Raw genomic sequence first — 24,296 nt, 5'->3', positions numbered from 1 at the left:
ATGTTAGCTGACGTACAAAAGGCTTTGGATATTTTTAAAGAAAGGGAAATCGATCGGGTATATTTCGTAGGGTGCGGTGGCTCTTCCTCTCTGATGTATGCAAGTAAATACGTATTAGACCGGGAAAGTGCAACGATCGATTCTGACCTGTATAGTTCCAATGAGTTTGTGCATCGCAACCCGCGGAAACTCAATGAGAAATCGCTGGTGATTTTGTGCTCCCACTTTGGAAAAACACCGGAATCTGTTGAAGCTGCCCGTTTCGCAAGGGAAAAAGGTGCAATTACCGTCTCGTTAACCTTTGACCCAGAATCTCCGCTTGCCGAAGCTTCTGAACATGTCATTGTGTATGAAGATGGGAAAGAAGCGAAGTATGTGAATGAGTCACCGGCCGTGATGCTGGAACTTGTTTTTGGACTACTGGCTGCCAAGGAAGGAAATGAAAAGTTTTCCGATGTGGTTTCCTCTCTAGAGAATTTAGATAAAATTTTGGTTCAAGAGAAAGCCAAGTATTTAGATCAAGCAAAGCAATTTGCTCAAAGTTATAAAGATGAAAAAGTGATTTATACAATGGCAAGCGGCGCCAATTATGGAACTGCCTATTGGTTTGCGATTTGCCTGCTGATGGAAATGCAGTGGATTCATTCCCACGCCCTCCATGCCGGAGAGTATTTCCACGGACCGTTTGAAGTCTTGGATAAAGATGTGCCAGTGATTCAGCTAGTAGGTTTAGACGAGACACGTCCATTAGAAGAACGCTCATTGGAATTCACCCAAAGATATGGCGAAAGGGTGGTTGTTCTTGATGCAAAGGACTTTGATCTAACGGGTATAGCAGAAAGCGTCAAAGGCTACATAGCCCCACTCGTCATGCAAACCATCCTGCGCCAATACGCAGAAGAACTAGCAACAGCCCGAAATCATCCACTAAGCACCAGAAGATATATGTGGAAAGTTCCTTACTAAAAGTGGTGTTGGTGTCAGGCACCATGAAAAATACCACTAAATATTGTAGTCCCAATAATTCTAATATAAATTTGGAGGAATGAAACATGTTAAAATTTGATGCTGAGCAATATTTACAATTAGTTGGTCAAGAGGCAATTGCAAAGAGGGAAGAAATTGAGAAAATTGTTGATGGAATTTCGGCTAAAGGATTTAAAAATATCTTCTTAATTGGTTCCGGTGGGACGATTGCGATGATGTATCCCTATGAATATATTTTAAAGTCCAATTCCACGCTCGAGGTGCATGCGGAGATAGCGGCAGAGCTACTTGTCATGAATAACCGTCACCTGACCAAGGATTCTGTTTGTATCTTTTCATCTGTTACAGGGACAACAAAAGAAACAGTGGCTGCTGCTGAGTTCTGTAAGAGCAAAGGTGCGACAACAATTGGATTAGTAGCTGAACAAGGCACGCCATTGGCTGAAGCCGTTGATTACTGTATCTCCACTGGTCATGAGAAATACTCATTTGATACCTTCTTTTTACATTTGCAGTTGCTAACGTTCCGCTTTATTCATAACAATGATGAGTTCCCGCAATATGATCAATTTGCGAAAGAAATTGCCCTTTTACCACAAGGTATCGTTGATGCCTTAGAGCAGTTTGACTCACAAGCTGAGCAATTTGCAATCAAGCATAAAAATACTGGTTACCATATGCTGGTTGGGGCCGGGAACCTTTGGGGGAATACGTATTCCTACGCAATGTGTATCTTAGAAGAAATGCAGTGGATTAAGTCCAAATCTATCCATGCTGCTGAATTCTTCCACGGCACGCTTGAGTTGGTTGAAGAGGATACAAGCGTGATTCTATTCAAAGGTGAAGATGAAACTCGGCCATTGGTGGAACGTGTTGAACGATTCGCAGAAAATATCACCAACGAATTGTTCATAGTAGATACAAAGGATTATCGCTTGGAAGGAATTAGTGAGGAATTTAGAAAGCACTTTGCAATCTGTCTGAATTGGGCCCTAACCGGCCGAATCAGTGTTTATCTTGAGCGTGAAAGAAATCATCCGTTAGAGACTCGCAGATATTACCGTAAAATGGCTTACTAGGAGGCAGTTGTCATGTTTAACTTTGATGTGGAAAGATATGTAACCATTCAAACTGGTGCCTTATCTCTTAAGGATGAATTCGATCAGGTGATTGATTCGGTGTTGGAAAAAGGGTTGGAAAATGTATTTTTTGTAGGAACTGGCGGCGCAGCCATCCTGATGCGTCCGGCTGAATATATTTTAAAAACACATTCCACCTTACCTGTTTATACAGAAATCTCCTCGGAGTTGATGTTGATGGATCATCAGCACCTGGGTGAACATTCATTGGTCATCTTGCCTTCTTTGTCTGGTACAACCAAAGAAACAGTGGAGGCAGCGGCGTTTTGTAAGGAAAAAGGTGCGGTAACAATCAGCTTGGTGGGGCATGCTGCTACACCGTTAGCGAATGGAACTGATTATACTTTTATCAATTATGCGGCTGATGATACTTCCTGTGAATCGTTCTATATCCAGTCTTATTTACTAGCGTTCCGTTTGATGTATAAGCTGAATGAATTTCCAGACTATCATCAATTCGTTGAGGAAATGAGACATCTGCCCGAGGCGCTCCTTAACGTGAAGGAAGCGGTAGAACCGCGGGCAGCGGAGTTTGCCCGCAAGCATAAAGAGACACCGTACCATATCCTTTCAGGGGCAGGGATCGATTGGGGTCAAACCTATTACTATGGCATGTGTATTTTAGAGGAAATGCAGTGGATTAAAACACGATCGGTTCATGCCTCTGATTTCTTCCATGGAACATTGGAATTAGTGGAAGAAGACACGAGTATAATCCTCCTAAAAGGGGAAGATCGATCCCGTCCGCTAACGGAGAGAGTCGAGCGATTTGCTGAATATTACTCGAAGGAGTTAACTGTTTTTGATACGAAGGATTATCAATTAGAGGGCATTTCCGAAGGTCTGCGAAGTCTGGTTTCTCCGATTGTGTTTGCGGCGTTACTTGAGAGAGTCAGCTGCCACTTGGAAGAGCAAAGGAATCATCCGCTGACAACGAGAAGGTATTATAAAAAAGTACCATTTTAATAGAATCATTGGTTTGGGAGCGGCCTTCATAATAGAGTTGGCCGCTTCTTAATTGATGCAGACCAAATGATTGTTGATTTTTTTTGGGGGGATAATCTTCATAATTCAAGTGATGAAATGGCTAAACCCTAAAACTAAACCTATTATTAAAATCGAGGGCTAATTTGGTTTTCCATCAAAGATGGGTTTGCTTTGATTGAGGTGTTGTAAACAGACTTTTTGAACCTGTTGCTAGTAATACCCCGATTAGATCGATTGCTATATCAAAAATTCTCCCATCCCGAGTGAAGAATAATTGAAGGATTTCAGTTAAAGAAGCAAAGGAAATAGCCAAGAATAGAATCCATGCTTTGGAGCGGAATTTGGTTTGCAGCAATATGGTCAGGAAGAGAAAAGCAAGGGCATGGCCGCATTTTTGGAGCAGAAAGTCACGGGTAAGTTCGAGCGGTAATGGGTCTAGAAGTTCCGAAAAGTTGGGATGACTGTCCCATTGAAAATGAACTTGGCCAGACTCTATTAATTCTGAAAAACTAGCGGTGCATGTAAAAATAAGGATGGCTAGAGCCCATAATAAAATAAAAAATTCACGCATACAACGACCTCCTGTTTCCGTTCATTGTAGTCCTATTTTTTTCGTAATATACTTCGAATGGGAGGAAATCAACAAGCAAACAGGAAAAGACCTCTTTTTTATGATTAAAAGAGGTCTTTCGTAGGGGGAAGTGTCAGGCTTTGGGAGATGAATGGAGTTTTTGGATAGACTATCCAATCCATTAGACAGAATGAATCATTTTTTGATAAAGAGCAAGAATGGATTGCCCATAGGTTGTACCTGGAACAGCCCATTTTCCGTTTAAAGCGGTCCATGTTGGAGCAGAACCTCTATCGACAAGATGGAAGCGGGGATCAACTAATGGATATTGATTTGGCAGTGGCTTGGTTGTCGCATACGCGTATAGGTGCTGAAGCTGTGCAAGGACACCTTCTTCTTCACTTTCAAACCGTGCACCACGCGTATCTCCTCCAGTTGCTCCAATTCCTGCGAAGTTGTTCTGTTCAGGATTGACGACTCCGGTAAACCGAAAATAGTCTGTTTCGTGAATGGCTTGTGCAAAGGCTACATCCCCGCGAATCCCGTAATATTTTCCGAGGGTTTGATAAAATTCACCTAATTCCGGCGCTTTTGGATTGACCTTTTTCACAAATTGGTCCATCTGTTCAGGTGAAAGGAAGGTCGGACCTAAAATAGTAAACTGTCCGGGGTCCGTGATGATGGGGATTTCATTGTTAGTGTTGTTTGGAGTCGTAGTTGGATTCGTGCTCGTAGCGGGTGTGGTGGTTGCTGGTTTACTAGTGTTTGTGGTTGGTGTGGTGGTTGCTGGTTTACTGGAGCTTGTGGTCGGTGTTGATGTGGCAGGTTTAGTGCCTGTTGCAGGCTTTGCTGTTGTACTGGTGCTTGCTGCAGGCTTTTTGGTTTCTGTTTTAGTTGTCGTTGTAATAGTTTCTTTTTCCGTAATAATAAAGGCATCATCGTAACCTGCTTTTTCAATTGCTTTTAGGCGTTTTTCTGCATTGGCATTGGTCGTATAGCTCGCTACTTTCACTCGGTACCAGGTAGCTCCAGATATTTTTGTGGTAACAATGGATGATTTAATGCTTTTTTTCTTCAATTCTGCAACCCTATCTTGGGCATTTTCTTTTGATTTATAAGAGCCGACATAAACCGTATAGACTGTTTTTGTAGTTTGGGTAGTTTTGGGTGTGGTTGTTGTTTTCGGTGTTTCCTTCACAGCCTTTCGCTTCAGGCCAAAGGCTTTGGCAATCCCGTTCACGTGGCCTTGGGCCACTTTTTGCTGCCAGGCCGAGTCTTTTATTAGTGCAGCATCATGTTTGTTGCTGATAAAGCCGTTTTCCGTTAGAATGGAAGGCATTTTCGTTTCTCTTATGACGTGAAAATTGGCCTTTTTTTGCCCGCGGTCTTTCAGTTGATTCACTTTGATGACCTCTGCATGGATGATATCCTGGTATTTTGCTGCTTTACTAGTATTAGATGCTCCATCATAAATAAAATCCTCATATCCTTGGGCGGAACTGTCAGCAGAATTGATATGAATAGCCAAGAAAAAGTCTGCGTCCCATGCGTTGGCGGCGCTTGAGCGCTGAGCTAAGCTTCTGGTCGTATCGCTTGTACGACTCATCTTAACTTGAACATTTTCATAATCATTGAGGATGATTTTTCGTATTTTAAGTGCAATAGCTAAGGTAATATCTTTTTCATTCAGCCCATTCCCTTGGGCACCGGGATCCTCACCGCCATGGCCTGGGTCTAAATATAGCTTCATACTTACTCCTCCATTTCATTTAAAATACGTTCATCTATATGTTATGGCAAATCCAATCTTGTGGACTCAATTTGCCTTACATAAACACAAAACCATACAAAAGACCTCCGTACTATATGTGAATAGGAGGTCTTTTGTAGGGTATTTATTCTGCAACGAGGAATGCATCGTTTATTCCGGCTTTTTTTACTTCTGTTAAACGATCTTCTGCATTATCACGGCTGGAAAATGCTCCAGCTTGGACTCGGTACCATGTTACACCAGAGATTTTTGTGGTATCAACAAAAGATTCAATGCCTTTTGACTTGAGTTGGTCGACTCGTTCGTCCGCATTTTCTTTGGATTTGAATGAACCAGCAATCACTTTGAAAAGTGTTCCGTCATCAGGTGGATCAACTGGTTTACGTATCAGACCAAAGGCTTTGGCAATTCCGTTGACGTGACCTTGTGCTACTTTTTGAATCCAAGATGATTGTTTCATTAATGCGGCGTCATGATCGTTACTGATAAATCCATTTTCGGTTAAAAGTGCTGGCATATTTGTCTCACGTAATACATGAAAGTTCGCCTTTTTCTGGCCGCGGTCTTGTAGCTGATTCACTTTGATGACTTCGGCATGGATGATATCCTGATATTGTGCGGCCTTTGAGGAGTTCGACAGACCGTTATAAATATAGTCCTCATAACCTTGGGCGGAGCTTGGCCCAGAATTGATGTGAATCGCTAAGAAAAAATCAGCTCCCCAAGCATTGGCCTCGCTGGAACGCTGACCTAAGCTTTTAGTAGTATCGCTGCTCCTGCTCATTTTTACGTCAATGTTTTCATAATCATTTTGTAAAATGGAACGTATTTTGAGCGCGATCGCTAATGTTAAATCCTTTTCATCCAATCCATGACCTTGAGCACCAGGGTCTTGTCCGCCATGACCTGGATCTAAATAAAGCTTCATTTCATCCTCTCCATTTCTAAAATTGATTATAATACATGCTATGTAGAAGTGGACAAGTATGTGCGGGTGCTTGTCACGGTAATTGTTGATGCATCCTAAACCATTGATTCTCTATCGTTTAATGGAACAAAAAGAACAACCCTTACCTAATATCCAGGGGTTGTCCTAAGTATTTACATTCTTTCCTTCATGCGCTCGGGAAGATTTTGAATCGAGGTGACGACCATATCCAATTTTGATTCAATGCGGTAAAGCAAATAAAGGGTCACGACGATGGGAAAACCAACCTCGCTTATGATCGGAATGAGCTGCTCCACTTTTTTCACCTCCTTTGTAAAAAAAGGCCATCCCTAGGTGGAATCGGCCTCTCCGTTATTAAACTAGTTCATAATCCGTTACATTTCGGTCAACAACTCTGGCCAATTTGGCCGTCACAAATTTTCCGCCGGGAGCAGTAAAGATTTCAGATGCAATAATTTGAGCCATCGATTGTTTGATGACAGCCTCATCAATCGGTTCCTTTGGATTTTCAATTGATAAACTCACCGTTTTACCAAGTTCTGTATTAAAGTGTAATTCTAAGGTTTTTGCCATTTATCCCACCTCCTTTCGATAAATTAATTGACGAGCTTATTAGGCAATGATTTCTGAGCTGTCATTCCGTTCCACTTTGTTAAGTGTGTCCTTGGATAAAACAGTAATCGCTTGGGCAGCTTGGGATAACTGATCTACCGTTGCATCCTTATTCACATTGCTGAACGTTTTTGCACGGAGAATGGGTGCTCCATCTTCATCCATGCCAATTTCGAAATGCAACCGAAGTTTTGTTCCTTCTAATAATGCTTGTGCCATGATTACTCACCTCCTTTCACCTTCTATATAGAAAAAAGTCGGCCAAAAGGACATGGTCAGAGAAAATAAATATGGGATGGTTTATATAAATCAAGTTAATTAATGCTATACTTGGGGAACGATTTAGTTCGTGGAAGGGGTTCATCATTTTATGAAGTATTTAAAATCACAAATGCAGCAGCTAATTAAAGATAATAAAGAATTGCATACACGCTTGAAAGAGTTAAAGGTGGAACATGGCCTCGAGAAAAACACGGCCCTAAAAGCCTTGTACCATTCAGAAGTGGCAGACGGTGGGAAATATCAATTAGCCTATCAAGCACTTGATCAGCCGAAAAAGTAGGGAACATAAAAAGAGTGTCAGGCACCGCATTGGTGCCTGACACTCTTTTTTGTCTTTTAATGCTGTAAAAATGCAAGTTGGATAAAGAAGAGGACAGCGAATACATAAAGTAATGGATGAATTTCGCGCCACTTCCCTTTTACCAACTTCAGAAGCGGATAGCTTATAAAACCGAGAGCAATCCCCGTTGCAATGCTTGATGTTAGCGGCATGCTCAGGACTGTCAAAAAAGCAGGGAAGGCTTCATCCAGCTCATTCCAGCGGATTTTTGCGATACTTCCCATCATTAGACTGCCGACAATGATTAATGCTGGTGCGGTAATCGCTGATATCCCGGAAACTGAACTGACAAGCGGTCCGAAAAAGGCTGACAGGATGAATAATATCGCAACCGTAAGCGACGTTAAACCCGTCCGGCCTCCGGCTGCTACTCCTGACGATGATTCGATATAGGCCGTTGTTGGGCTCGTCCCAAACATGGCACCGACTGCCGTACCGATTGAATCTGCAAGTAAAGCCTCTCTCGCTCGCGGCAATTTGCCATTTTTCATTAAACCGGCTTGATTAGCAACACCAATCATCGTACCGGTCGTATCAAAAATGGTTACTAAAATGAAAGAAAAGACAACGGCATAAAGGCTGTGCTGAATTACATCGGTCAATGCTGTCACTGGATTAGCGATAATTAGTCCCTCAGGCAGAGTAGGCAGGGACATAAATCCTTGACTGAACTCAAGCTGGCCGGTAAAGAAAGCGATCAGTCCAGTAATAACCATTCCAAAAAATATTGCACCATTGACTCGGAGTGCCATCAATACAAGTGTAATCGCCAGACCCACTATTGCTAAAAGAGCAGATGCTGAATGAAGGTCGCCGAGACCGACAAGATTAGTGGGATGAGCTGTAATGATTTTTGTAAGGCGAAGACCGATGAAGGCAATAAACAAGCCAATCCCTGCAGTAATTCCGTGTTTAAGGTTTTCCGGGATTGCGTCAATTAATTTTTCCCTAAGGGGCGTTAACGATAAGGAGACGAAGATAACGCCAGCGACAAAAACGGCTGCAAAGGCCGTTTGGTAGGTAATCCCTTGATGTCCGCCTACAACAGAATAAGCAAAAAAAGCGTTGAGCCCCATTCCTGGGGCAATGGCGATTGGATAATTAGCAAAAAGTGCCATCCATAATGTTGCTACGACAGCGGCAATGATGGTTGCGGTGAACACCTGCCCGAACGGAACCCCTGCGTCAGCAAGAATGACCGGATTTACAACCACAATATAGACCATTGTAAAAAAAGTTGTAAACCCCGAAAGTAGTTCCGTTTTTGTATTTGTATGATTTTCTTTTAGTTTAAACATAGTTGTTCCTCCAAAATACGAACATTTTAATAAGACCTAAACTATAATATTCGTTTTTAGATAAAAACACAAGAGTTACCTTCTATTTTGTTCTATGATAAGAAGTATAAGTTTTTGAACTTAGATTACTGTCTAGCTCCAGCGCCCTAGCGGCTAGTGTCCTTCGCTCTCCGCCCTACGATAAGTAAGCACGAATGCGCCTCCGGCTCTTCGTGTTGTCTAGCTACAGCGCCTAGGGGCTCGGGGTCATAAGCCAATCCGTCAAGAAGGTTAAAGAGCAACCTTCTCGCCTGCTCGTCTTATGCCTGTCGCCCCTGGGCAAGGCGCTTCCGCTTTTCTGCTTTCCTTTATCTCAGTTGGAGCGCTCCACAAGGAAGGCTTCGGCAGCATAAGCATCGCACGAAGAAAGAGCGTTAGCTCTTTCGAGGAGGCCATACGCCGCTGACCAGGGCGCTTGCGCCTTTCTTGGTTATTCTGGTGCCTCACACCAAAAAAAGAACCACCCCGTGCCTAAGGGATGGTTCCATTAATCAGACTATATTATTGACTTTTGCATTGCAGATGGGAGGGAGGTGTTTTTTCTTTTGTGTTCGGCTTTTTCCTTGTACATCTCCTGATCGGCCATTTCAAGAATTTCCTCAGGGGTCATGACAGTTCCCGGTTTATAGTGATAAAAACCGTAACTTGCGGAGATAGAATAAGGTTTTTGCTGCGTGATATTAATCTCCTCGAAACCTAGTTTGATAGTCTTTATTAACTCACGCACATCATTCATTTGCTTGTGAAAGAACACAATGATAAATTCATCGCCGCCTAGGCGGAATAAAATATCCACATCTGTGATATGGCAGTTGATTGTGTCACAACAAGTCTTGATGAGGTCATCACCAATGGAATGGCCGAATCGATCGTTTGTCTTTTTTAAATCGTTAATATCGATATAGGCGACAATAAATTCTTGAGATTCTGGACCAGCGGACAATTGCTGGTTAAGGATCTCCATACCGCTTCGTCGGTTTAACACCCCCGTAAGCATGTCAATCGAAGCATGTCTAAATAGCTCTTCCTCATTTTTTTTCAAGTCGGTGATGTCCGTAACACCGATCAAGATACAAGGTTCATCCAAGTAATCTACCAATTCTAAACTCAGCATCACCCATTTTTTTATCGTAGGCGTGATTTGCTGCTCCATACAATAGTTTTTTATGCTTTGCTGCTCGATTAGCCGCTTAAGGATATCGTGTTTTTCCTCCTGATTTTGAAATAAGAATTTTCCGTCGAGGTGAGCAAGGTTGTTAGTATGCAAATGGTAGTATTCAAGCGCATGTTTGTTCATGAGCAAGATTTCATTATTATCTAGCTTTGTAAGAATGAGTGGATTGGGATTAAGGTTGAATAGGCGCCTGAAATTTTCCTCATTCTGTCTAAGTTTTAATTTATTCATAAAATCATTTTTTCGAAATGAATAGAAAGATAAGGCAATCATAAAGGAGATGACAGCTGTCCCAGTCGAGTTAATCATCTTTGATAAAAATGCGAAGTGGTCCGGTTCAAAAAAATAAAGCCCTATGATAAAGAAAATATGAATAACCAAAAATAGCATGAGTAAGTGTTTTGGCTGGACCGGTAAAAATACAGCAACCCCTAATATTATAATGATATAGGCGTAAATATTCCCGGTAAATAATTGGCTATTAATAGAAGAGACTGCACCGATCAACAAATAAGTAAGGATATAACTAGTGACAATGACTCCTTTAGGAGCATTTTTATACATATGATAAATGAATAGAAATAGAAGGGAGACAACAAGTCCTGTGATGTGTATGGCAGAAAGATTGAATTTAAAAGTCGGGCTGCTCAGTTTATTAAACAGGAAAAAGTCTACGATGAAAAAACAGGGATAGGTAAAAGTTAACATATATGAAATTAGTTTAATTCGCTCATATAATTCAACGTAGTTATGATGTATAAACTCACGCCTAGTAATAGAATTCATCATCTTTCTATTAAAAAGATCGAATGCAAAGGTCCTCAATTATCCCCCCCCTTTTTTACCATTACCTCAGGTATTTTAACATAATTTGGGATACCTGTCACAAAAAAATGGGTGTCAGGCACTATAAAAAGATTGGTGTCAGGCACTAGTGAAAGACACCGGCATTGAAACATCGAAAGAGCCCATTTCTGGCTGATGAAACTGTCAGAACGGGGCTCTTTTTTAGTTAGTACTTAATGGTTTATTTTTACTTCTACTGTTTGTTTTTCGCCGTAAATTCCTTTTGATTCAAGAAATTGCTGGATTCTTTTTAGGGCTTCTTGCAGCTGCGGCATTGAAGCTGCGTATGAGCAGCGGATGTAGCCTTCGCCGCTTTCCCCAAACACATTGCCCGGTACAACGGCCACCCTTTCCTGCATTAGCAGTTCTTCGGCAAATTGTTCGGAGCTGAGGCCGGTTGCCTTAATGGATGGGAAGACATAGAAGGCTCCTCCAGGTGTATGACAGTCCAACCCGATTTTATTCAAGGTTTGCACAACGTAGTTCCGTCTCATCCGGTAGCTTCGTTTCATTGCTTCCACTTCTTGAAAAGTATTCTTAAGTGCTTCGAGCGCGCCGTATTGGAGCATGGTCGGTGCACACATGGTGGTATATTGAAAAATTTTCAACATCACTTCAATAAATTCTTTCGGGGCAGCGAGCATCCCTAAGCGCCAGCCGGTCATCGCAAAGCCTTTTGAGAAACCATTGATTAATATGGTTCGCTCGTACATGCCTTCAATCGCCGCGAAACTGGTATAGGTTTCTTCGTAGGTTAACTCTGCGTAAATCTCATCCGAGATGACGATTAAATCATGCTTTTCAACAATTGCAGCAATTTCCATTAGTTCTTCTCGATTTAAGGTGCTGCCAGTTGGGTTGTTTGGTGAACAAAACAAAATCGCCTTGGTTTTTTCCGTAATCGCCCCTTCGAGCTGTTCAGGCGTTAATTTAAACCCGTTTGTAGGTGAGGTGGAAATTGCGACAGGTGTCCCGCCGGCAATCGCTACCAATGGAGCGTAAGAAACGAAGGCTGGTTCCACAATCAGCACTTCATCGCCTTGGTTTAAAATGGCCCGAAAGGCGAGGTCGATTGCTTGGCTGGCTCCAACCGTAACAATAATTTGATTTTTGGGATCATAGTTGACAGCGAATCTTGTACTAAGGTAATTAGAGATTTCCTGTCGTAATTCTAATAATCCTGGATTTGCGGTATAGGCAGTATAGCCTTGTTCCATCGATAAAATGGCTGCCTCACGAATGTTCCAAGGCGTGATAAAGTCTGGTTCGCCTACGCCTAAAGAGATCACGTCTTTCATACTGGCTGCTAAATCGAAAAACTTCCTAATCCCAGATGGCTGTAATTCAATAGCGGTGTTAGATATATAGTGGGAATAATCCTTTTTCATGGTGTAATCACCATTCTCCGGTCTTTATCATCACTACTGCCAAAAACCACCCCATCGTGTTTGTATTTCTTTAACATGAAATGCGTCGTGGTCGAGATGACATTTTCAATCGTTGAGAGTTTTTCCGATACAAACGTCGCGATTTGATTCATCGTTTGCCCTTCAATGGTGATCGACAAATCGTACGCACCACTCATGAGGTAGAGAGAGGTTACTTCTGGAAAACGATAAATTCTCTCAGCAACTTCATCGAAACCTACACCGCGCTTGGGTGTTACCTTTACATCAATCATTGCAACGATATTTTCCTGACCTTCAACTTTGCTCCAATCGATGAGCGCTGGGTAACTGACGATTACTTTTTCTTCTTCTAATTTTTTAATGGTTTTTCTGACTGATTCTTCACTGCTCATTACCATTAAAGCAATTGTTTCCTCAGAGATTTTATGGTTTTCTTCGATAAGCTTTAATATTTCTAATTCTTCATTCGTTAATTTCATAAGGTGCCTCCTGATTTGAATTTCATACTATTGATTTTATAGGAGGACGGCTTCTAACTCAAATGTAAGTGTTGGGATAATTCTCTCTTTTTTGACAGTTACAATAGCACCATTTAAAAACTGAAGGTGTCAGGCACCACGCTTAGGTTTTTGATTATTTATAATTAACTGATTATAAGAAAAATATATTGACGGTAAACCTATACGTGTTATATAGTGTAACAATAACATGTTAGGTTATATAACATGAAGCGAGGAGCCGATTCTCTTGAAAAAAATAGAAGCAATTATTCGACCGGAACGACTCACAGAGACGATTAAGGGTTTGAAAAATATGGGTATTTTAGGTTTTACGGTTTCACAAGTAGTCGGCAGAGGAAAACAAAAGGATACACAGGGAGTCTATCGTGGGAAAAATTATCAGGTAACTCTGCATCCTAAAGTGAAACTGGAGATTGTCCTCTCGGATTATTTGGTAGAATCCACGATTCGGACGATTGTGGATGCGGCCCAAACGGGTGAAGATGGGGACGGTAAAATATATGTTTACCCGATTTTAGAAGCCTATAACATTCGGACTGGGACAATAGATTATGATATCGAGGATTTAGCAAATAAGGAGGGATGACTTGTGGAATTAATGTATATAAATACCGTGTGGGTCGTCCTAGCAGCCGCGATGGTATTGTTCATGGAAGGCGGTTTTAGTTTATTAGAGGCCGGGTTGGTACGAACGAAAAATGCCGTAAATGTGACAATGAAGATTTTTGTCGACTTGACGATTGGTGCTTTAGCGTTTTGGCTCATTGGCTTTGGGATCATGTTTGGAAACGATGCGTTTGGATTCGTTGGGACCAGCCTATTTGGAAGCCCTGAGAAAATTGCTCTTTCGATTGAACTGCCAAGTGTGGCTTTCGTGCTTTTTCAAATGGGATTTGCAGTGGCATCAGTCTCGATTATTTCAGGCGCTGTCGCGGAACGAATGAACTTTAAAGCCTATGTGGTGACAGCGGCACTCATTTGTATTATTATTTACCCCCTATCGGGTCATTGGATATGGAATAGTGATGGATGGTTAGCCAAATTAGGAATGAAGGACTTTGCTGGATCTGCCGCGATTCATGCCGTCGGTGGCTTCGCTGCTTTTGCAATGGCAAAACTATTGGGCCCAAGAAAAGGAAGATTTAATTCTGATGGAAGTTCCAATGTGTTTGCCCCTAGTAACATTCCGTTAGCTTCTGCCGGTGCGTTTATCTTATGGTTCGGGTGGTTTGCGTTTAATGCGGGGAGTACATTGGATGCTTCCAGTTCTGCATTAGCACCGATTGCCATCAACACCATGCTAGCGGGAGCAAGTGGGGGAGCGGTGGCACTGTTTATGACAATGAAAAAGTTTGGAAAAGCCGATCCAAGTATGACGATAAATGGAGTGCTGGCTGGACTGGTTGCAATCACAGCAGGCTGTGCCTTTGTTTCGGAGTGGAGCGCCGTTCTCATTGGCGCAATAAGTGGTACTCTCGTCATTTATACCACCCTTTTTGTCGATTATTTAAAAGTGGATGATCCGGTCGGTGCTGTTGCGGTCCATGGTTTCAGCGGGGTGTTCGGGACGATCGCGGTTGGATTATTTGATAACACGCAAGGATTATTGACAACGGGTCATGCCTCATTATTAGAAGTGCAGCTTTTAGGCGCTGTTGTTGTGATTGTTTGGGGGTTACTCGGCGGTGCTTTTATCGCAAAGGTATGCGAAAAAACAGTCGGTTTCAGAGCAACAGAGCGGGAAGAAGAAGAAGGCTTGGATATGTCCTATCACGGCATTCCGGCTTACAATGAATTAGAGCGGTTTACGGATTTGCCAACTAGCCTGTTTAATTTTGAAGAAACCACAGGAATTACGGTTGCTTCTCCTGCCAGCCGTAAAGAAAAGGTAGTTTGAAGTAACTATTAATGAAGTGATTATTACTTCATCATGCAAAAAGTCGAAAATAGATTAGTTCTACTTTAGAACCTTTCTATTTTCGGCTTTTTATTTTGGTTTTTTATCTCAATCAATGCACCCAAACGGTAAAAAAGAAAGGATGAAATGAACTAGTCAGTTTTAATATTTCGCTAAATTTTTATAAAAATTGTAAATAATTGGTTAATGATTGTAAAGAATGAGTGATTCATCTTCTTTTTCTCGCGAATTTTTATATCATGGGATTGTACCAAATTTTGAAACAATCAAGGAGGATGAAAAAAATGAAGGATTTAAAAAAATGGATGTTAGTGTTAATGGCGTCTTTCATGTTGTTAGGAGTTGCCTCAGGTTGTAGCAATACAAAAACAGATGCGGATACAGAGCAAAATCAAGATAGTGGCAATACAGATTCCCCAGACAGCGGATCTGATCAAGGTACAGAAGACTCTGGGGAATAATATAAAAAAGTAATCAATTAGAATTGTTAGCAGCTTTATTACTAGAAAGCAAATATCACCTGCCTAAGAAGGTTGGTGATATTTCTATTTTTAAAGAAAGCTAGATTTTAAGAAGAAACCGACAAAAGTTTACAAACAACATCAAATCTTTACAAAACTATACAAAGCATTAATACTCACTTAACAAAAAAGGATTAATCTTATACCTGTAAACAACAACAATAATAATTCTTAGGGGGATTCAAACAAATGAAAAGATTGAAAAACTTAAGCCTTCTTACATTGCTAGCTGCGTTAATGGTTTTCATGGCTGCTTGCGGAGGCGCAGCATCTACAGAGAAGACAGAAGGAACTGCGAAGAAAGAAACGCCAAAGACTGAAGAAACGAAAGAACTTTCAGGCTCATTAACTATTTCTGGCTCTTCGGCAATGCAACCTCTTGTGGCAGCTGCAGCTGAAGAATTTATGGCTACTAACCCTAAAGTTGATATACAAGTAAACGCGGGTGGATCTGGTACAGGCTTATCACAAGTTGCTGAAGGATCTGTTCAAATTGGTAACTCTGACGTTTTTGCTGAAGAAAAAGAAGGAATTCCAGCTGATCAGATTGTTGACCATAAAGTTGCTGTAGTAGGTATGACTGCTGCTGTTAACCCTAAAGTAGGGATTAAAGATATTAAAAAAGCGGATTTAATTAAAGTTTTCACTGGAAAAATTACAAACTGGAAAGAACTTGGTGGAGCAGACCAAAAAATCGTTCTTGTAAACCGTCCTGATTCTTCTGGAACTCGTGCAATATTTAATAAATTTGCTCTTGATGGCGCAACACCAGCTGAAGGAATCACGGAAGATTCTTCAAACACAGTTAAAAAGATTATTAATGAAACAGATGGTGCGATTGGTTACCTTGCATTCTCATATTTCACTGATGAAACAGTAACACCTCTTGCAATTGACGGTATTGAACCAACTGCAGAAAATGTACAATCAGGTAAATTCCCAGTTTGGGCTTACCAACACTCTTATACTAAGGGTGAGGCAACAGATCTTGCAAAAGCATTCCTTGATTATATGATGTCAGATGATGTCCAAAATACTTTATTACAAGAGCAAGGATACCTTCCTGTAACAAAAATGCAAGTTGAACGTGATGCACAAGGCAATCAAAAAAATCTTTAAGACTAATAGTTAATTAACATGAAAAAGCCTTCATTCCTTTTGTAAAGGAATGAAGGCTTTTTTGTGATTTTAACAAGTTTTCAATAGCTTTTTCTTGAATAAATGCTCTATTTCAGCAGCAGGAAGTGGTTTACTGAATAAATATCCTTGGCCATTTTCTTAAGGATAACTTAAGGAACGGACAAGATAATAGGCTCATCAAATAAATCATTTTCCTGCTGGCTGAGGCGTAATGGCAGTGGGGAGTAAAGGAGTCGAGATTGTTGAAGAAAGTGATTTGGATACTTGTAAGTGTTGTGGTCATCGGGTTTGTCGGGTTTCAATATTATAAATCGAAAACGGTTAGTACTGAGGCGGCCACTCAAACTCGAACAGCTGTGGTTCAACAAGGAAAGCTCGAAGTTAAGATAAGCGGTTCAGGTACGGTTGCACCGGTCACTAGTGAAGATATTAAAGCAACAGATGATAATGATGAAATCGATGAAGTGTTGGTCTCAGCTGGTGACAAAGTAAGTGAGGGGGATGAATTAATTACCTTCACGGATGATAGTGATCCGATTACAGCTCCTGCTGACGGGACGATTACAACGGTTTCTGTTTTAGAAGGAGAACGGGTAACAAATGGTCAGGTGGTCGCCCATCTAACCGATTACAAGGATCTACAAACGGTTGTTTCAGTGGATGAGTTAGATATTACAAAAATTAAAAAGAAGCAGACGGTCAGCTTAACTGTAAGTGCGTATCCTGACACTTCTTATACAGGAAAGGTAACGGCGATTGCTGCTGAGGGAACTTCTGCGAATGGAACATCGACTTTTGATGTCACCATCCACATTGATAAACCTACAAATTTAAAAGTCGGGATGAGTACGGAAGCTAGTATTTTAACTCAAAGTAAGGAAAATGCTCTTTATGTTCCTGTCGATGGAGTTTATACAAACAATAACGAGAAATATGTGATTGTGACTGCGACTTCAACGGATTCAAGTTCTGATGCATCGGCAGGCACAAGCCAGCAAAAGACGGTTAAGACAGGAATTTCTACAGATGAATATGTAGAACTAACAGAAGGAGTTACCGCAGGTGAAACGATCCAATTACCGGAACTTGCTACAAGCAGCTCGTCTAACAGCCAAGGCGGTATGATGAGAGGTAACATGGGTGGCATGGGAGGTATGACTGGCGGAGGCATGCCACCGGGAGGAAATGGACAAGGAGCGCAAAGCGGAAAGGGTGGCAATTAATGAGTACACCGATCATTCAAATAAAAAATATGATGAAAACCTATCGGCTTGGCGGTGAAATGGTCCATGCCCTCAATGATGTATCATTAGAAATCCAAAAGGGTGAATTTTTAGCCATCATTGGTCCGTCTGGGTCAGGGAAATCGACCCTAATGAACATGCTGGGCTGTCTTGATCGGCCTAATAAAGGGACTTATCACCTTGATGGCAGAGATATTGGAAAAATGGATGACAATAGTTTAGCAACGATTCGGAATCGGAAGATCGGGTTTATTTTTCAAAACTTTAACTTATTAGGTAAGCTCTCCGCACTCGAAAATGTGGAATTACCATTGTTATACGCCGGCGTACCTACACGTGAAAGGCGTGAGCGGGCATTAGACGGATTGGATAAGGTCGGCTTGAAGGATCGCGCCGGCCACCTGCCGACCCAGCTATCGGGGGGACAACAACAACGGGTGGCGATTGCGAGAGCCTTGGTTGGCCAGCCGTCGATTCTCCTCGCCGATGAACCAACCGGTGCCCTTGATAGTAAAACTAGCAAAGAGATCCTCCTTTTAATGAAGGAACTGAATGAATTAGGGCATACGATTATTTTAATCACTCATGATCTAGAAATCGCAAAACAAGCAAAAAGAATGGTCAGTATTCAAGACGGCCAACTCTTTGAGAATGGAGGTGTCCTCCTTGGGAATGTTGCAATCCATTAAAATGGCGCTGCGGAGTATCAGAAGCAATAAACTCCGGGCGGTCTTGACGATGCTTGGAATCATTATTGGAGTTTCGTCAGTTATCGTCCTAGTTTCGATTGCCCAGGGATCGGCGAAAAACGTCACGAGTCAAATCAATCAATTGGGAACCAACCTATTGACGGTAAATACCTATAGTACCGATATTGAACTAACAGAGGATAAAATTAGTGAGTTAAGTGAGATCGATGGTGTGAAAGCTGTTGCGCCGGTTGTTTCTGGCCGGGTCTATGTGAAAAAAGAGCGGACTTCCTCTCAGATTACCTTAACAGGAACAAATGCGGCCTATTCATCTGTTCGTGATGCGAAGGTCACTCAAGGGCGCTTTATTACCGATTTAGATGTCGAGTACCGCCAAAAGATTGCCGTACTCGGTTCGGAAACAGCTAGTACCTTTTTCGGTACAGAGAATCCGATTGGACAATACATTCAGGTGTCAGGCACCTCATTCAAAGTAGTCGGAGTACTGGCTTCGAAAGGAAGCTCTCTCGGGCAGAGCGGGGATAATGTGGTCATTGTCCCATTGAGCACGGGTCAGCGTTTAGTTGGCAGTACGACGATTAGCACTGTTTATTTGCAGGGCAAAAGCGAGGATCAGATGGATTTCGTGATGAACGAGGTTAAAATGGCACTCGCCAGTATGTATCCTGGGAAAAGCGATTATTATGGTGTAACAAATCAGCAGGATGTGATGGACACGATGAGTTCCGTTTCTGACACCATGACCATGATGCTGGGCGGAATTGCGAGTATCTCCTTGCTAGTCGGCGGAATTGGCATCATGAATATCATGCTTGTGTCAGTGTCAGAAAGAACAAAAGAAATTGGGATTAGAAAAGCAATTGGCGCCAAACGTCGAGATGTGCTCTTACAATTTTTAATTGAGGCTGTGGTGCTAAGTTCGATGGGGGGCTTGATTGGAATTCTGTTTGGGTTAGGGGTAGGAAAAATGGTCTCATCTCTGATGAGTTTAAGTATCGCCTTTTCACCAACCGTAATTCTGTCATCGTTCCTATTCTCACTCGCCGTGGGTGTGGTCTTCGGAGTATTCCCAGCCAATAAGGCATCTAAATTGAATCCGATTCAGGCACTTCGCTATCAGTAGGATTTCAGACAGAGTAGAGCACACTTTAAACGAAATAGTCAAAACAAAGCTAAAAAACGAGGAGAATGTATATGAAAAAAACAAGAAAAGCACACTTATGGATCGGTTTAATCTGCTCTATCTTTATTTTAATCGAGTCGGTAACGGGATTGTTGATGAATGAACCTTGGCTGATTGGCCAGACCCAAATGGAAGGAAATAAAGGTAATTTCCAGCCAGGACAGTTTAATCGAGAAGCTATGCCACAAGGAACAACAAGCAATTCAGGACAAACCCAAGGGCAGGCTCAAGCACAAACTGGAACAACCGCAAACGGTCAAACAGGCCAAACTGGTCAAGCGGCAGTGCCAACTCAATTCCCAGGCCGACCTGGAGCCGGCGGTGAAGGAGGAACTACTTCAATCACAGGGATTATCAGGGGTCTCCACGAAGGAAAAATCGGCACAACGAATGTAAAATGGCTGGTCGACTTAGTGGCGATCGCGTTAATCTTTTTAACCGGTTCAGGCATTTACCTATCCATGAAAGTCCTCAAAGCAGATAAAAAGAGAAGAAAACGTAATACTGAAGGGCAAGTAGCGTAATTCAGGAGTACAGTTAAGGTTGGGTGTCAGGCACCATGTGAAAAAATTGAGGTGACCCCCAAAAGTTAGAGTTTTATATTAAGCAGCTAATTGGCTGGTATGGATACGGTATTGAACCGGACTCATGCCTGCCAATTTTTGTTTTATTCGTTTGTTATTATAATATTGGATATATTCTTCAATTCTCTTTTTTAATTCCTCAAATGAGCACCGAGGTTCCCCATAATACATTTCTTGTTTCAGTAATCCGAAGAAGTTCTCCATGGGCGAATTATCTAAACAGTTCCCTTTACGTGACATGCTCTGGAACACATTGTTATCCTTGAGGGTCTTTACCCATTTATTATGCTGATAATGCCATCCTTGATCAGAATGTATAGTCGTTCTAAACTTTGAATCTTTTACAATATTTAGTGCTTCCTCGAGAGGTTTTATCGCTAATTCTAAGGTTGGACGCATGCTAATCCCAAACGAAAGAATTTCTCCATTGAACATATCCATAATTGGATTTAGATACAGTTTTATACCATCCGAACACTTAAATTCTGTTATATCTGTGGTTAATTTTTGATGACACACGTTAGTGTGAAAACGACGATTGATAAGGTTCTTGGCAACTCTTCCTGTCGTACCTTTGTAAGAACTATATTTACGTGATTTTCTACTAAACTTCTCCACTTTGATTCCGAATTTATTCATGATGCGTTGCACCTTTTTATGATTCACTTCAAATCCAAGATTGTTAAGTTCTAATTTAATACGACGATAACCATAATTTCTGTTATTTTCTTCGAAAATGGTTTGAATAAGTTCTTCTAACTTTTGGTCTGGATTCTCCTTTTTCATCATTTTTATATGATAATGGTAGGTGGATTCTGGAATTCCGACTCTTTGTAAAACATCTTTTAGTTTGAAGGTTTCTCTGAGTTCGAATGATAGCGCTGCTTGTGCTCTTCGAGATAGCCCTCCGGATCCATCTGAAAAGCTCGCAACTTTTTTAAGTATTCTACCTCTAAACGTAGAAGTTCATTTTCTCTTTCTAATTTTTGTTCGTACGTCATTTCTGCTTCTTCTAGAGGTTTTTTCCTTTTTTTGTTCTTTGCTTCATCAGACATGGAAGACCGTCCTTTCGATTTATCCAGGGCTTCAGGACCACCTTCCAAATAAGCCTTCTTCCACGGACCTATTGTAGAATGGCTGGTTATCCCAAATTGAATGGCGGTATCCATTTCTGAAGAACCTGTTCTCTCCATGTATCTTAATACATCTAGCTTGAATTGAGTAGAATAAGTTTCCTTATGGTTCTTACTCATTAATCCTTCTGCTCCGAATTTCTCGTAAACTTTAACCCATCTCTTAATTGGCGTGCTGTCTTTCATACCATACTTCTCAGCTAAAAGCTTATATCCCAATTTACCTTTTTGATACTCTTTTACTAACATTAACTTAAACTTTTCACTATATTTAGTCATAAAAATACACCCCAAAAGTCAGATATCACTCTAACTTTTGGGGTGCAGTACAAATTCATATGGTGCCTGACACCCTTTTTGGCCACTCCGCTTTTCAATGCATTTGCACAAATTATGTTGTTTTTTCGACAAAATGCTATAATAAAGATAGTAATTGAAATTCTAGCTAAGGGGAAATGAATATGATTCTCGTCGTTGGCGGAGCAGGTTACATTGGTAGCCATCTTGTGAAGGAATTAGTTGAAAAAGAAGAAGTGGTTGTCCTCGATAATTTATCAACCGGTCACCGTGAAGCTGTCGATAGCCGTGCGGTTTTTGTTGAAGGTGATTTAGGTAATGAAGAGGATTTACAAATGATCTTCAAAAGTTATCCCATCAAGGCCGTAATGCACTTTGCAGCCTTTAGTTTGGTCGGGGAGTCTGTTGTTGATCCGTTGAAATATTATGAGAACAACGTGGCGGCTACGCTTACCTTGTTGAAAGTCATGAACAAAAACAATATAAAAAACTTTATTTTCTCTTCCACTGCTGCTACCTATGGAATTCCAGATGTGGAACTTATTGATGAAACAACTCCAACCAGACCGATTAATCCTTATGGACATTCCAAACTGATGATTGAACAAATCCTATCTGATTTCTCGAAATCCTATGGACTAAACTATGTGATTCTAAGATACTTCAATGCAGCAGGAGCCCATGAATCAGCAGTAATCGGCGAGAGTCATGACCCAGAGACTCATTTAATCCCAATTGTCCTTCAACAGCTGTTAGGGCAGAGGGAGAAGATATCTGTTTTCGGATCTGATTATGATACGGCTGATGGTACATGTATTCGTGATTATATCCATGTCACTGATTTAGCGAGTGCGCATATCCTTGCCCTAGAAGCATTATTAACCGGAAAGAAGTCAACTGAGATTTATAATCTTGGCAACGGTCTTGGCTATTCGGTAAAGGAAGTTATTGAAACATGTGAAAAAGTAACAGGTAAAGAGGCGAACGTCGAAATGGCCGACCGCCGTGCCGGAGATCCAGCCATGCTTGTCGCTTCCTCCCAAAAGATCAATTCCGAACTTGGCTGGAAGGCTGAACGGAACTTAGAACGAATCATTGAGGATGCCTGGAAATGGCACCAACAACAGCAGTTTTAAATCAACATTGGGGCCACTGAGGTAGGTTCATTTAAGACACTAACCAAATTAGAATATTACAGGTGCAAAACCTATTAAAAAAGATTTGCGTCTATCAGAATTTCAAAAAGACAAAAATCATACTAAGAACAAAAACAAGGTAACTCTCTTAGGTGAAGAGTTACCTTGTTTTGTATCAATATGGTTATTTTTTCTTCAAACTCACTAACTCCATGACTGTTATTCCGTCTCGAACCGTTTTTACTTGCCCGATATTTTTCGCATAGTAGTAAATATACCCAGAATCTTCCTTTACCTCGATACAGTTTTTAAACGTACCGGCTGGTGTTTTCACGGTCTCTTTTATGGAAGTAATCCGTGCTTGTCCGTCTCCTTCATAGCCGATATCCCATTTCTGGCCGACCTTCGCAGGATATTTGATATCGATATAATATTCGGAGTCAATATACCCGGTATAGAGTCCTTTACTATCTTCGCCGACAATGAATTTTTGCTTATCAGAAGAAGTAGCGTAGTACCAAATGTCCCACGAATCATATTTTTTCCTAGTAGGGATTAATTGATAGGATCCTTCCGTCCCTTTATAAGTATAGACCTTGGTTTTATCGAGCAGGAAGCTTGCCCGTTTGGAGATGAACTTCAAATACTTTGTGGAAACATACGCTGTTTTGGATTTGTATTTAATTTGTGACCAGCCTGTTTTGGTTTTCGAATAAACCGTTACTTTGGTGCCTTTTTTAAGGACGCCTTTTTTCTTGGAGTGAGTTGTAGGCTTTTCACGTACATTTAGTGCTTTCGTATTTACGGTTGCAGAAGATGTAGAAGCTGCGTAGGAAACCGTTTGAAAGGGCATGAGGATCGTTAGGAACAGTGTTAGTGCGATCAGTACTTTTGTGAATATTTTCAAAATAATCCCTCCGTTTCTATCTTAATTGTATGGAAGTGGAATCTATTAATAAATGAATATAAATACAAAAAAATAGACAATATCCGCGCTTGCCCACGTTTAGAATTTGTAGAATTATAGGGGATGCGGCTTTTTTGTTGAATTATGTTTGGTTAATAAAATTCAAGGTTTAGACTTAATTGCTCATTTACCTGTGTACCTAACTTGAAATCGCAGACGCGATGCTGAAAAACACCAATGGAACGATCATCACGAACATTAAATTTAAAAATAAATCCCCCAATGGCTTAACAAGTGCAGCCTACGGTCCAAATATCAAACCTGCCGCCCCCCTGCAATAATGGTAGTTAGCAGGATAAGTGTAAATCGAAGTTTTATAGAATAATTTCAAACCTTCCACAACCCTTCAATATGTCCCTGTGAAAAGCATACCCAAATATGAACGGAATGAAACGGCTTGGAAAAATCATGGGCAGCATTCTGGTTGTTTTCCTGGTGACGGCCACTATAGCTGCAATCCGTGGCTTAACAGGAGCCTTCATTATCCATCCGATTGAAAATGCTGATATTTCCTAAATTCAAGAGTGATGAACAACTC

General features: G+C 41.2%; 27 protein-coding genes and 1 pseudogene. 14 read left to right on the top strand and 14 right to left on the bottom strand.

All coding sequences use genetic code 11. From position 1 onward, the window contains the following. The 3 genes from QNH17_RS25890 to QNH17_RS25880 all read left to right on the top strand — a co-directional run bounded on the left by QNH17_RS25890 (nt 1) and on the right by QNH17_RS25880 (nt 3,092). Nucleotides 1-966 carry an SIS domain-containing protein gene (locus QNH17_RS25890; protein WP_283876030.1) on the top strand — a complete coding sequence of 322 codons (966 nt, stop codon included), beginning with the start codon at nt 1-3 and terminating at the stop codon, nt 964-966. A gap of 86 nt (nt 967-1,052) precedes the next feature. Next, nucleotides 1,053-2,066 (top strand): SIS domain-containing protein, encoded by a 1,014-nt coding sequence (locus tag QNH17_RS25885; protein ID WP_283876028.1) that lies wholly within the window; start codon nt 1,053-1,055, stop codon nt 2,064-2,066. A 12-nt stretch (nt 2,067-2,078) separates the two neighbouring features. Beyond that, nucleotides 2,079-3,092, top strand: a complete 1,014-nt coding sequence (locus QNH17_RS25880; protein WP_283876026.1) for an SIS domain-containing protein — start codon at nt 2,079-2,081, stop codon at nt 3,090-3,092. Between the two features lie 175 nt (nt 3,093-3,267). Here QNH17_RS25880 and QNH17_RS25875 read toward each other — a convergent pair whose 3' ends face one another. From QNH17_RS25875 to QNH17_RS25850, 6 genes are all read right to left on the bottom strand, one after another. After that, complete coding sequence (locus QNH17_RS25875; protein WP_283876024.1) at nt 3,268-3,684, bottom strand: VanZ family protein; 417 nt, start codon at nt 3,682-3,684, stop codon at nt 3,268-3,270. Between the two features lie 181 nt (nt 3,685-3,865). Further along, on the bottom strand, nt 3,866-5,434 hold the full coding sequence (locus tag QNH17_RS25870) for an N-acetylmuramoyl-L-alanine amidase (protein WP_283876022.1): 1,569 nt from the start codon (nt 5,432-5,434) through the stop codon (nt 3,866-3,868). A 145-nt stretch (nt 5,435-5,579) separates the two neighbouring features. After that, nucleotides 5,580-6,383 (bottom strand): N-acetylmuramoyl-L-alanine amidase, encoded by an 804-nt coding sequence (locus tag QNH17_RS25865; protein WP_283876020.1) that lies wholly within the window; start codon nt 6,381-6,383, stop codon nt 5,580-5,582. A 173-nt stretch (nt 6,384-6,556) separates the two neighbouring features. Next, on the bottom strand, nt 6,557-6,700 hold the full coding sequence (locus QNH17_RS25860) for a YvrJ family protein (RefSeq protein ID WP_283876019.1): 144 nt from the start codon (nt 6,698-6,700) through the stop codon (nt 6,557-6,559). Nucleotides 6,701-6,758: 58 nt separating this feature from the next. Further along, the gene (locus QNH17_RS25855) at nt 6,759-6,977 is read right to left on the bottom strand and encodes a DUF2922 domain-containing protein (protein WP_283876017.1); all 219 of its coding nucleotides are present in this window, start codon (nt 6,975-6,977) and stop codon (nt 6,759-6,761) included. Nucleotides 6,978-7,016: 39 nt separating this feature from the next. Continuing rightward, on the bottom strand, nt 7,017-7,235 hold the full coding sequence (locus tag QNH17_RS25850; protein ID WP_283876015.1) for a DUF1659 domain-containing protein: 219 nt from the start codon (nt 7,233-7,235) through the stop codon (nt 7,017-7,019). Between the two features lie 151 nt (nt 7,236-7,386). On the opposite strand from QNH17_RS25850, the gene QNH17_RS25845 reads away from it, so the two are divergent. Then, nucleotides 7,387-7,578, top strand: a complete 192-nt coding sequence (locus tag QNH17_RS25845; RefSeq protein WP_026564084.1) for a hypothetical protein — start codon at nt 7,387-7,389, stop codon at nt 7,576-7,578. Nucleotides 7,579-7,634: 56 nt separating this feature from the next. On the opposite strand, the gene QNH17_RS25840 is transcribed toward QNH17_RS25845, so the two are convergent. The 4 genes from QNH17_RS25840 to QNH17_RS25825 all read right to left on the bottom strand — a co-directional run bounded on the left by QNH17_RS25840 (nt 7,635) and on the right by QNH17_RS25825 (nt 12,883). Further along, nucleotides 7,635-8,936: an NCS2 family permease gene (locus QNH17_RS25840; RefSeq protein WP_283876011.1), complete on the bottom strand. Its 1,302-nt coding sequence runs from the start codon at nt 8,934-8,936 to the stop codon at nt 7,635-7,637. Nucleotides 8,937-9,471: 535 nt separating this feature from the next. Beyond that, entirely contained in the window at nt 9,472-10,974 is a 1,503-nt protein-coding gene (locus tag QNH17_RS25835) for a sensor domain-containing diguanylate cyclase (RefSeq protein WP_283876009.1), read from the bottom strand. A gap of 194 nt (nt 10,975-11,168) precedes the next feature. Further along, nucleotides 11,169-12,383 (bottom strand): aminotransferase, encoded by a 1,215-nt coding sequence (locus QNH17_RS25830; protein WP_283876007.1) that lies wholly within the window; start codon nt 12,381-12,383, stop codon nt 11,169-11,171. Then, nucleotides 12,380-12,883: an Lrp/AsnC family transcriptional regulator gene (locus QNH17_RS25825; protein ID WP_283876005.1), complete on the bottom strand. Its 504-nt coding sequence runs from the start codon at nt 12,881-12,883 to the stop codon at nt 12,380-12,382. The genes QNH17_RS25830 and QNH17_RS25825 overlap by 4 nt, the downstream gene beginning before the upstream one ends. A 268-nt stretch (nt 12,884-13,151) precedes the next feature. Here QNH17_RS25825 and QNH17_RS25820 point away from each other — a divergent pair, with 268 nt between their 5' ends. The 8 genes from QNH17_RS25820 (at nt 13,152) to QNH17_RS25785 (ending at nt 20,165) form a co-directional block, all read left to right on the top strand. Next, on the top strand, nt 13,152-13,511 hold the full coding sequence (locus tag QNH17_RS25820) for a P-II family nitrogen regulator (protein WP_144550502.1): 360 nt from the start codon (nt 13,152-13,154) through the stop codon (nt 13,509-13,511). Nucleotides 13,512-13,514: 3 nt separating this feature from the next. Then, nucleotides 13,515-14,822: an ammonium transporter gene (locus QNH17_RS25815; protein WP_283876003.1), complete on the top strand. Its 1,308-nt coding sequence runs from the start codon at nt 13,515-13,517 to the stop codon at nt 14,820-14,822. 305 nt (nt 14,823-15,127) lie between these two features. Further along, nucleotides 15,128-15,304, top strand: coding sequence for a hypothetical protein (locus QNH17_RS25810; RefSeq protein WP_283876001.1), 177 nt, complete (start codon nt 15,128-15,130; stop codon nt 15,302-15,304). A 249-nt stretch (nt 15,305-15,553) separates the two neighbouring features. Further along, nucleotides 15,554-16,483, top strand: coding sequence for a phosphate ABC transporter substrate-binding protein (locus QNH17_RS25805; RefSeq protein ID WP_283875999.1), 930 nt, complete (start codon nt 15,554-15,556; stop codon nt 16,481-16,483). Nucleotides 16,484-16,755: 272 nt separating this feature from the next. After that, complete coding sequence (locus QNH17_RS25800) at nt 16,756-17,727, top strand: biotin/lipoyl-containing protein (protein ID WP_283879602.1); 972 nt, start codon at nt 16,756-16,758, stop codon at nt 17,725-17,727. Next, nucleotides 17,727-18,437 (top strand): ABC transporter ATP-binding protein, encoded by a 711-nt coding sequence (locus tag QNH17_RS25795; RefSeq protein WP_283875998.1) that lies wholly within the window; start codon nt 17,727-17,729, stop codon nt 18,435-18,437. Before QNH17_RS25800 ends, QNH17_RS25795 begins: the two co-directional genes overlap by 1 nt. Further along, nucleotides 18,415-19,581, top strand: coding sequence for an ABC transporter permease (locus tag QNH17_RS25790; protein WP_283875997.1), 1,167 nt, complete (start codon nt 18,415-18,417; stop codon nt 19,579-19,581). Before QNH17_RS25795 ends, QNH17_RS25790 begins: the two co-directional genes overlap by 23 nt. Nucleotides 19,582-19,652: 71 nt before the next feature. After that, a complete protein-coding gene (locus QNH17_RS25785) occupies nt 19,653-20,165 on the top strand; it encodes a PepSY-associated TM helix domain-containing protein (protein ID WP_283875995.1) in 513 nt (170 codons plus the stop codon). A gap of 78 nt (nt 20,166-20,243) precedes the next feature. Here QNH17_RS25785 and QNH17_RS25780 read toward each other — a convergent pair whose 3' ends face one another. Further along, complete coding sequence (locus tag QNH17_RS25780; protein WP_283879601.1) at nt 20,244-21,170, bottom strand: IS3 family transposase; 927 nt, start codon at nt 21,168-21,170, stop codon at nt 20,244-20,246. Continuing rightward, nucleotides 21,071-21,637, bottom strand: a complete 567-nt coding sequence (locus QNH17_RS25775; protein WP_283875993.1) for a helix-turn-helix domain-containing protein — start codon at nt 21,635-21,637, stop codon at nt 21,071-21,073. The genes QNH17_RS25780 and QNH17_RS25775 overlap by 100 nt, the downstream gene beginning before the upstream one ends. A gap of 182 nt (nt 21,638-21,819) precedes the next feature. Here QNH17_RS25775 and galE point away from each other — a divergent pair, with 182 nt between their 5' ends. Beyond that, complete coding sequence (galE, locus tag QNH17_RS25770; RefSeq protein ID WP_283875992.1) at nt 21,820-22,791, top strand: UDP-glucose 4-epimerase GalE; 972 nt, start codon at nt 21,820-21,822, stop codon at nt 22,789-22,791. 184 nt (nt 22,792-22,975) lie between these two features. On the opposite strand, the gene QNH17_RS25765 is transcribed toward galE, so the two are convergent. Next, nucleotides 22,976-23,698, bottom strand: coding sequence for an SH3 domain-containing protein (locus tag QNH17_RS25765; protein ID WP_283875991.1), 723 nt, complete (start codon nt 23,696-23,698; stop codon nt 22,976-22,978). Between the two features lie 202 nt (nt 23,699-23,900). Continuing rightward, nucleotides 23,901-24,076 (bottom strand): annotated as a pseudogene (locus QNH17_RS25760) (cation:dicarboxylate symporter family transporter); the annotation flags it as partial. Between the two features lie 60 nt (nt 24,077-24,136). On the opposite strand from QNH17_RS25760, the gene QNH17_RS25755 reads away from it, so the two are divergent. After that, entirely contained in the window at nt 24,137-24,274 is a 138-nt protein-coding gene (locus QNH17_RS25755) for a cation:dicarboxylase symporter family transporter (RefSeq protein WP_283875990.1), read from the top strand. Nucleotides 24,275-24,296: the final 22 nt, after the last annotated feature.

Source organism: Neobacillus sp. SuZ13 (assembly GCF_030123365.1).
Taxonomy (GTDB): domain Bacteria; phylum Bacillota; class Bacilli; order Bacillales; family Cytobacillaceae; genus Neobacillus.
Note: the sequence above shows the minus strand (reverse complement) of the source record. Positions and strands in the feature narration are given on the sequence as shown.

Bases quoted from the DNA above. Each gene is read 5' to 3' on its own strand.
- QNH17_RS25855 (WP_283876017.1), bottom strand. From the start codon at position 6,977: ATGGCAAAAACCTTAGAATTACACTTTAATACAGAACTTGGTAAAACG.
- QNH17_RS25825 (WP_283876005.1), bottom strand. From the start codon at position 12,883: ATGAAATTAACGAATGAAGAATTAGAAATATTAAAGCTTATCGAAGAA.
- QNH17_RS25795 (WP_283875998.1), top strand. From the start codon at position 17,727: ATGAGTACACCGATCATTCAAATAAAAAATATGATGAAAACCTATCGG.
- QNH17_RS25840 (WP_283876011.1), bottom strand. From the start codon at position 8,936: ATGTTTAAACTAAAAGAAAATCATACAAATACAAAAACGGAACTACTT.
- QNH17_RS25850 (WP_283876015.1), bottom strand. From the start codon at position 7,235: ATGGCACAAGCATTATTAGAAGGAACAAAACTTCGGTTGCATTTCGAA.
- QNH17_RS25890 (WP_283876030.1), top strand. From the start codon at position 1: ATGTTAGCTGACGTACAAAAGGCTTTGGATATTTTTAAAGAAAGGGAA.
- QNH17_RS25775 (WP_283875993.1), bottom strand. From the start codon at position 21,637: ATGACTAAATATAGTGAAAAGTTTAAGTTAATGTTAGTAAAAGAGTAT.
- QNH17_RS25830 (WP_283876007.1), bottom strand. From the start codon at position 12,383: ATGAAAAAGGATTATTCCCACTATATATCTAACACCGCTATTGAATTA.
- galE (WP_283875992.1), top strand. From the start codon at position 21,820: ATGATTCTCGTCGTTGGCGGAGCAGGTTACATTGGTAGCCATCTTGTG.
- QNH17_RS25885 (WP_283876028.1), top strand. From the start codon at position 1,053: ATGTTAAAATTTGATGCTGAGCAATATTTACAATTAGTTGGTCAAGAG.
- QNH17_RS25845 (WP_026564084.1), top strand. From the start codon at position 7,387: ATGAAGTATTTAAAATCACAAATGCAGCAGCTAATTAAAGATAATAAA.
- QNH17_RS25880 (WP_283876026.1), top strand. From the start codon at position 2,079: ATGTTTAACTTTGATGTGGAAAGATATGTAACCATTCAAACTGGTGCC.
- QNH17_RS25755 (WP_283875990.1), top strand. From the start codon at position 24,137: ATGAACGGAATGAAACGGCTTGGAAAAATCATGGGCAGCATTCTGGTT.
- QNH17_RS25875 (WP_283876024.1), bottom strand. From the start codon at position 3,684: ATGCGTGAATTTTTTATTTTATTATGGGCTCTAGCCATCCTTATTTTT.
- QNH17_RS25870 (WP_283876022.1), bottom strand. From the start codon at position 5,434: ATGAAGCTATATTTAGACCCAGGCCATGGCGGTGAGGATCCCGGTGCC.
- QNH17_RS25805 (WP_283875999.1), top strand. From the start codon at position 15,554: ATGAAAAGATTGAAAAACTTAAGCCTTCTTACATTGCTAGCTGCGTTA.
- QNH17_RS25810 (WP_283876001.1), top strand. From the start codon at position 15,128: ATGAAGGATTTAAAAAAATGGATGTTAGTGTTAATGGCGTCTTTCATG.
- QNH17_RS25865 (WP_283876020.1), bottom strand. From the start codon at position 6,383: ATGAAGCTTTATTTAGATCCAGGTCATGGCGGACAAGACCCTGGTGCT.
- QNH17_RS25785 (WP_283875995.1), top strand. From the start codon at position 19,653: ATGAAAAAAACAAGAAAAGCACACTTATGGATCGGTTTAATCTGCTCT.